The organism is Micromonospora sicca (assembly GCF_003172935.1).
Taxonomy (GTDB): domain Bacteria; phylum Actinomycetota; class Actinomycetes; order Mycobacteriales; family Micromonosporaceae; genus Micromonospora; species Micromonospora sicca.
In genome coordinates, this window is sequence record NZ_QGKS01000259.1 from 1 (window position 1) to 6,489 (window position 6,489).

Below are 6,489 nucleotides of genomic sequence, written 5' to 3' on the forward strand. Positions count from 1 at the left end.
GTCTCGGCCCGTTCGAGGCGGGCCCGGGCGCCCATGGTCCGGCCGGGCAGCCGGACGTCCCCCCGGGAGAGTTGCGCGACGAACCACGCGGGCAGGTAGCCCTCGATCGGCAGCCCGGGATTGACCGCCAGCCACCACTCGTGGTTCGGCCAGTCCGCCGCCAGGTCGGCGTACGGGACGCGCCGGCTGGTGCCCGCGTTCTCACCCAGGCTGGCCCGCAATGCGGTGATCGACGTGAATGCCAGGACGTGCGTCCGGTCGCCGGTGGTCCAGGTCCCCCACCCCATCGGCGCCTGCCCGGCGAGCGCCTCCGCGGAGACCGGCAACAGCAGCTCGACGCGGGTCAGGATGCGGAAATAAAGCTCCTGGTCCTGGGCACGCAGCGCGTCCCGCATCGCCACCTCGGCCTCGGTAGCCGGTTCCCATCCGGTCACGGCCACCTCTCCTCCCGCGAACAGGCCATAGGTATCGCGTACAACCTACAAGGTAGTAACAAGATCAGGATTGCTGGCCGTCGGCGGCCCACCGGCCGGCAGCGGAGGCGCTAACATCGCGTTCCGGAGTCGCCACGATACGGAGGCGGTCGATGTCCCGGCCCACCGCGCGCCCGGCCCTGACCGCCCTGGCGGCGGTCGTCGCCGCCGTCCTGCCGGCCGCGCCGGCCACCGCCCGGGCCGCGCCGGCCTGTTCCGCGGCGCCCGCGCCGGTCCGCCCGGTGGCCGAGCAGCCGTGGCCCCAGCAACGGTACGCCCCGGACCGGCTCACCCCGTTGGCCACCGGCGCCGGGGTGGTCGTCGCGGTGGTCGACTCGGGGGTGGATCGGCGGCACCCGCAGCTGGCCGGTCGAGTGCTCGACGGCGCCGACTTCCTCGACCCGGGCGGCGACGGCACCCGGGACTGTGCCGGCCACGGCACCGGAGTGGCGAGCATCGTCGCGGCGGCGCCCCGCCCGGGCGTGGCGTTCCGCGGGCTGGCCCCGGGCGTCCGCATCCTGCCGGTGCGGGTCAGCGAGCAGCAGGTGGTCGACGGGCGGGAGTCGGGGCGTACGGTCGGCGCGGCCGACTTCGCCCGGGCGATTCGTTGGGCGGTCGACCACGACGCCGACGTGCTCAACCTCTCCGTCGTGCTGTACGCGGACGACCCCGCGGTCCGCTCGGCGATCGCGTACGCGGTGCGGCGGAACGTGGTCGTGGTGGCCGCCGCGGGCAACCTCCACGACAGCGGGGACCCCGCCCCTACCCGGCCGGGTACGACGGGGTGCTCGGGGTGGGCGCGATCGGCGCGGACGGCCAGCGGTCACCCTTCTCGCAGACCGGCCCGTACGTCGACCTGGTCGCGCCCGGCGGTGACGTGCTGATGGCCGCCCCCGGGCAGGGGCACCACCGGGCGGAGGGGACGAGCTACGCGGCGCCGTTCGTGGCGGCCACCGCGGCGCTGCTTCGGCAGTACCGCCCGGAGCTGACCGCGACGGAGGTGGCCGGGCGGATCGTCGACAGCGCCGACCCGGCCCCGGGACGCGGCGACGGCTACGGCGCCGGGGTGCTGAATCCGTACCGCGCGGTCACCGAGACACCCGGACCGGTGGTGGACCGGCCGGCCCGGGCGGCGGCACTCCCGATGGACGGCACCGACCCGGCCGCGGCGGCGCACCGGGCCCGGCGGGCGGTGGCGCGGCACCGGGCGCTGCTGGTGGCCGGCGTGGTCGGGGCGACCACGACCGCGGTGGTGCTGCTGGCCGTGGTGCTGCCCCGGGGCGCCCGCCGCCGCTGGCGTCCGGCCGACCCGACCTGACCCGGGGCGGCGGCAAAGCCGGGCGGGCTGCCCGACGCCGCCGCCGCGCGGCGGTCACTGGAACAGGTTGACGTTCCGCTTCTCCGTGTCGAGGTAGTCGGCGGCGGAGTCGTCCACCGCCAGCTTGATGTCGCGCAGCATCGCCTGCAGGTCCTGCGAGGCGGACCGCCACCTCGCCTGCCGCTGCTCGTACGCCTCCCGGGCCTCACCGGTCCAGCTCGCCACCAGCGGCGCGGCGTCCCGTTCGAGCTGCCCGAGCTGGCTGTCCAGCGTGTTCAGCGCCTTCTGGATGTCCGCGCCGGCCTGTTGCAACGCGGCGAAGTTGACGACCAGCACACCGTGGTCCATCGGATCTCCCCTTCCGGTGAGGTCAGAGCGGCAACTGGATGCCGCGGTTGGTGCCGGCGACCCGGCTGGCGGCCTCGGTGTCCGAGACGTCGTACTGCTGGCCGGCGGTGCGGATCGCGGCGGCGGTCTCCCGCAGGGCCCGCTGCAGCGCGGCCTGGTCCTGCGACCACTGCTGCTTGACCTGCTCGAACGAGCGCCCGCCGGCGCCCCGCCAGGCCTGCTGCAACACCTCAAGCTCGGCCATCAGGCCGCTCAGCATGGTCTGCAGGGACTGGTCCACCTGCTCGAACTTCGCGGCGGTCTGCTGCATCACCGCGGCTTCTGCCTGGGTCTGGGACACCCGGACGTCACCTCGTCTCCTCGGTCGTGGCTGGTCGCGGGAACGACCACCGTGGACGAACCGTGGCGCGGGGCCGGCATCGTGGGGTGGGACGGCGGCGCGCTCGACGGAGCTCGTCGCTGACGGTAGCCGCCCGACTGCGCTTGTGCTACCCCTTCCGCATCCCCTGTGGACAACGGCTGGGTCCGCGAACCCTTACGATGAGCCACGCCATCGTCACCCGAGGATCGGCGGGAGGAGGCGCGGTGACGGCGACCAGGACCGGATCCCCGGCGCCGGCGACGGCCCGCCAGCCCCTGCCACCACAGTGGAGGCCGACCGGGGGGCGAACGGCCTCGGGGCCGCGGGCCGGTCAGGTCGTGGCGGCGCAGCTGGCCGTGGCGGTGCTCGTCGCCGCCGTCGGCCGGGGGGCGGCCGTCACCGCCGCCGCCCTGCTGCTGGCCGCCCTGCTGCTGCCCACCGCGTGGGTCCGGGTCCACGGCCGCTGGCTCTTCGAGTGGCTGGTCGTCGGCCTGGCGTACCTCACCCGGCGCCGCGCCCTCCCACCGGCCGCCGGCCCGGCCGCCCTGGTGGACCTGGTGGCCCCCGGCGCCGGAGTGCGCTCCGCCGAGCTGGCCAGTGGTCCGGCCGCCGTGGTCGACGACGCCGCCGGGCTGACCGCGCTGCTGGAGATCGGCGACCCGGGTGACCTGCTCGGCGACGGCCGGCGCACCCTGCCGCCGCCGCTGTCCCTGCTGCCGGCCCTGAGCGTGGACAGCCCACCGGTTCGGATTCAGCTCCTGCTCTCCGCGTCGCCCGCCCCGGCACCGTCCGTCGGCGCCGGCACCGCCGGCACGTCGTACCGGCAGCTCACCGACGGGCGGCTGGCCGGGCGGGAGCGGGCGGTGCTCGCCGTCCGGGTGCTGCGCGTGGACGGCTGGTCGGACGAGGAACTGCGGCGCGCGCTGTCCGGCACGGTCCGGCGGATCGTCCGCCGGCTCGGGCCGCTGACCGGCCGCCCGCTGGGCGAGCCGGCCGCGCTGCGGGTGCTCGCCGAGCTGGCCCACCACGATGCCGGCGTACCCATCCGGGAGTCCTGGCAGACCGTCGGAGCCGGCGGGCTGCTGCAGACCACGTTCCGGCTACGGCGCTGGCCGGATCCGCGTACCGACGCCGCGCGGCGGCTGGTGCCCCGGCTGCTCGCGCTGCCGGCCACCGCCACCACCGTCTCGCTCTGCGTCGGCCCGCGCGCCGGGGCCGACGCCGCGCCGGTGCCGGCCGAGCTGAGCGTACGGCTGGCCGCCTGGACCGCCGGGGAGCTGGCGGCCGCCGACCGGGCGTTGCGTCGACTGGCCGCCGACCTCGGCGCCGAGGTCCGCCGGCTCGACGGCGAGCAGCTGGGCGGGCTGGCCGCCACCCTGCCGCTGGCGTCGGCGCGGGCCGAGGGCGCGGTGGGCGGGACGGCCCTGGACGCTCTGGAGCTGGGCCTCGGCGGGGCCGGGCTGATGGTGGGCGCGAACCGGCACGGCGGGGCGGTCAGCGTCCGGCTGTTCCGTGCCGAGCCGACCCGGCTGCTGCTCGTCGGCGGAGTACGGGCCGCGCAGCTGGTCGTGCTGCGGGCGCTCGCCCTGGGCGCCCGGGTGGTGGTGCAGACCGCCCGGCCGCGGGCCTGGGAGCCGTTCGTCCGGGGCGTCGGCGCGCCCGGCGGGGCGGTGCCGGTCATCCCGCCCGGACGGCCGGTGGGCGGGGCGCCCGGCTCGCCGGTGCGGCCGCTGCTGCTCGTGGTCGACGCCGGCGCGGCGTCGGACGGGGCCCAGCCCGGTACGGCCTGGCAGTGCACCCTGGTCGTCCGGGACGGGCTCACCCCGGCGGAGGTGGACGCGCTGGCCCGGGCGGACCTGGCGATCCTGCAACCACTGGACCCGGGTGAGGCGGCGCTGGCCGGCGCGGCCCTGGGGCTGGGCGGCTCGGCGGAGTGGCTGACCCGGATCCGGGACGACATGGTGGCGGTGGTCAACCGGCGGGCGCTGCGCTGGGCGCTGCTGTCCCCGACGCCGATCGAGTCGCAACTGGTCGGTCGTGCCGCCCGCCGGTGACGACCCGGCCGCCGAACGGCGGATTCGTCGATCTTCACGGGTTCCGCTGGTGGACGGTCCGTGGCACGATCCCCGCCATGGGTTTTCTGAAGGGTCTTCTGATCCGGCTGGGCTCGACGGCGGTGGCCTTCTGGCTGGCCACTCTGCTCATCCCAGGCATCTCGCTGAACTCCGACTCGGTCACCGAGACGGTCACCACCCTCGTGCTGGTCGCGGTGATCTTCGGGGTGGTCAACGCCGTGCTCCAGCCGATCATCAAGACCGTCGGCTGCGGCTTCTACCTGTTCACCCTCGGCCTGATCGCCCTGGTCGTCAACGGGCTGCTCTTCCTGCTCACGAGCTGGATCGCCGACCAGGCCGGGCTGCCGTTCCACGTGGACGGCTTCTGGCCGGCCGCGCTGCTCGGCGCGCTCTTCGTCGGCATCGTCACCTGGATCCTCGGCGCCGTCCTCGACCGCGACTGACCACTCGACGCACCCGATTCCCGCCCGCCGGCCAGTCCAGCGGGCGGGAATTGGCTCGTGAGGAGCGGGTGGGCCGGGACTAGCGTCACCGGGGTGTGCACCCTGACCCGCCCTGACGGCTACCAGCTCAGCACCGACCCGGACCGGATCGACCTCGATCTCGTGCACCGGTGGCTCTCCACCGACGCGTACTGGGCGCTCGGGCGGGACCGGGAGACGGTCGCGCGCGCCTTCGCCGGCTCGGTCGGCTTCGGCGTCTACCGGCCCGGTGACGGGCGCCAGGTGGCGGTGGCCCGGGTGGTCACCGACCGGGCGACCTTCGCCTGGCTCTGCGACGTCTACGTCGATCCGGCCGAGCGCGGTCGCGGGCTGGGCACCTGGCTGGCCGGCATGGCCCGCGATCACCTGGCCGAGCTGGACGTACGCCGGATCGTGCTGGCCACCGCCGACGCCCACGCGGTGTACGCCAAGGTCGGCTTCACCCCAGTCGACCCGGACCGGTGGATGCAACTCGACCAGCGGGTGAACCAGGTCACCGGAAAGGAGCAAAGCGCCGCTTCGCCACTTACGGTGGAGGCGTGAACCCGATCCGCCTCGGCTACCTGTACGGGCTCGGCGCATACCTGCTCTGGGGTTTCTTCCCCCTCTACCTGAAGCTGCTGCGCCCGGCCGGGCCGATGGAGATCCTCGCCCACCGGATCGTCTGGTCGGTGGCCTTCGTGGCGCTGCTGCTCGCCGCGATGCGCAACGTCGGCTTCCTGCGGGCGCTGCTGCGCCGGCCCCGGACGCTGGCCGGCATCGCCGCCGCGGCCGCGCTGATCGCGGTCAACTGGGGCACCTACATCTACGGGGTGAACTCGGACCGGGTGGTGGAGACCGCCCTCGGCTACTTCATCAACCCGCTCGTCTCGGTGCTGCTCGGGGTCTTCGTGCTGCGGGAGCGGCTGCGGCCGGCGCAATGGGCGGCGCTGGGCGTCGGCGCGCTGGCGGTCGCCGTGCTCACCGTCGACTACGGCCGGCTGCCCTATCTGGCGCTCACCCTCGCCTTCAGCTTCGCCTGCTACGGGTTCGTGAAGAAGCGGCTGGGGCTGCCGGCCGCGGAGGGCCTCTTCGTCGAGTCGGCGGTGCTGGCGCTGCCCGCGCTGGCGTACCTGGGATGGCTGAGCCTGCGCGGCGACTCCGCGTTCGGACACGTCTCGACCGGGCACACCGTGCTCCTGGTGCTGGCCGGGGCGGCGACCGCCATCCCGCTGCTGCTCTTCGCCGGCGCGGCGAACCGGCTGCCGCTGTCCGGGCTCGGCATGCTGCAGTACCTCGCCCCGGTCCTTCAGCTGGGCTGCGGCGTGCTGATCTTCCACGAGCCCATGCCCCCGGCCCGCCTCGCCGGCTTCGCCCTGGTCTGGCTCGCCCTGATCGTCTTCACCGCCGACGCCCTCCGCCAAGCCCACCAGTCCCGCACCCGCCCTGTCCC

The 6,489-nt window shown here is 75.3% G+C and carries 7 protein-coding genes and 1 pseudogene; 5 read left to right on the top strand and 3 right to left on the bottom strand.

Going from position 1 to position 6,489, the window contains the following annotated elements; all coding sequences use genetic code 11:
• Window positions 1-434: SseB family protein (locus tag DKT69_RS20175; RefSeq protein WP_146231155.1), on the bottom strand; the 434-nt coding region annotated here is incomplete at its 3' end.
• 152 nt (window positions 435-586) lie between these two features.
• On the opposite strand from DKT69_RS20175, the pseudogene mycP reads away from it, so the two are divergent.
• A pseudogene (gene mycP / locus DKT69_RS20180) lies at window positions 587-1,791 on the top strand (type VII secretion-associated serine protease mycosin).
• Between the two features lie 54 nt (window positions 1,792-1,845).
• On the opposite strand, the gene DKT69_RS20185 reads toward mycP, so the two are convergent.
• Window positions 1,846-2,139, bottom strand: a complete 294-nt coding sequence (locus tag DKT69_RS20185) for a WXG100 family type VII secretion target (protein ID WP_089011602.1) — start codon at window positions 2,137-2,139, stop codon at window positions 1,846-1,848.
• Between the two features lie 22 nt (window positions 2,140-2,161).
• Window positions 2,162-2,479 (bottom strand): WXG100 family type VII secretion target, encoded by a 318-nt coding sequence (locus DKT69_RS20190; protein WP_109803084.1) that lies wholly within the window; start codon window positions 2,477-2,479, stop codon window positions 2,162-2,164.
• A 200-nt stretch (window positions 2,480-2,679) separates the two neighbouring features.
• Here DKT69_RS20190 and eccE point away from each other — a divergent pair, with 200 nt between their 5' ends.
• From eccE to rarD, 4 genes are all read left to right on the top strand, one after another.
• Window positions 2,680-4,554 carry a type VII secretion protein EccE gene (gene eccE / locus DKT69_RS20195; RefSeq protein WP_109803085.1) on the top strand — a complete coding sequence of 625 codons (1,875 nt, stop codon included), beginning with the start codon at window positions 2,680-2,682 and terminating at the stop codon, window positions 4,552-4,554.
• 77 nt (window positions 4,555-4,631) lie between these two features.
• On the top strand, window positions 4,632-5,018 hold the full coding sequence (locus DKT69_RS20200) for a phage holin family protein (protein ID WP_109803088.1): 387 nt from the start codon (window positions 4,632-4,634) through the stop codon (window positions 5,016-5,018).
• A 93-nt stretch (window positions 5,019-5,111) separates the two neighbouring features.
• Window positions 5,112-5,600, top strand: a complete 489-nt coding sequence (locus DKT69_RS20205; RefSeq protein ID WP_109803086.1) for a GNAT family N-acetyltransferase — start codon at window positions 5,112-5,114, stop codon at window positions 5,598-5,600.
• Window positions 5,597-6,489: EamA family transporter RarD (rarD, locus tag DKT69_RS20210; RefSeq protein ID WP_109803087.1), on the top strand; the 893-nt coding region annotated here is incomplete at its 3' end. The genes DKT69_RS20205 and rarD, both read left to right, overlap by 4 nt.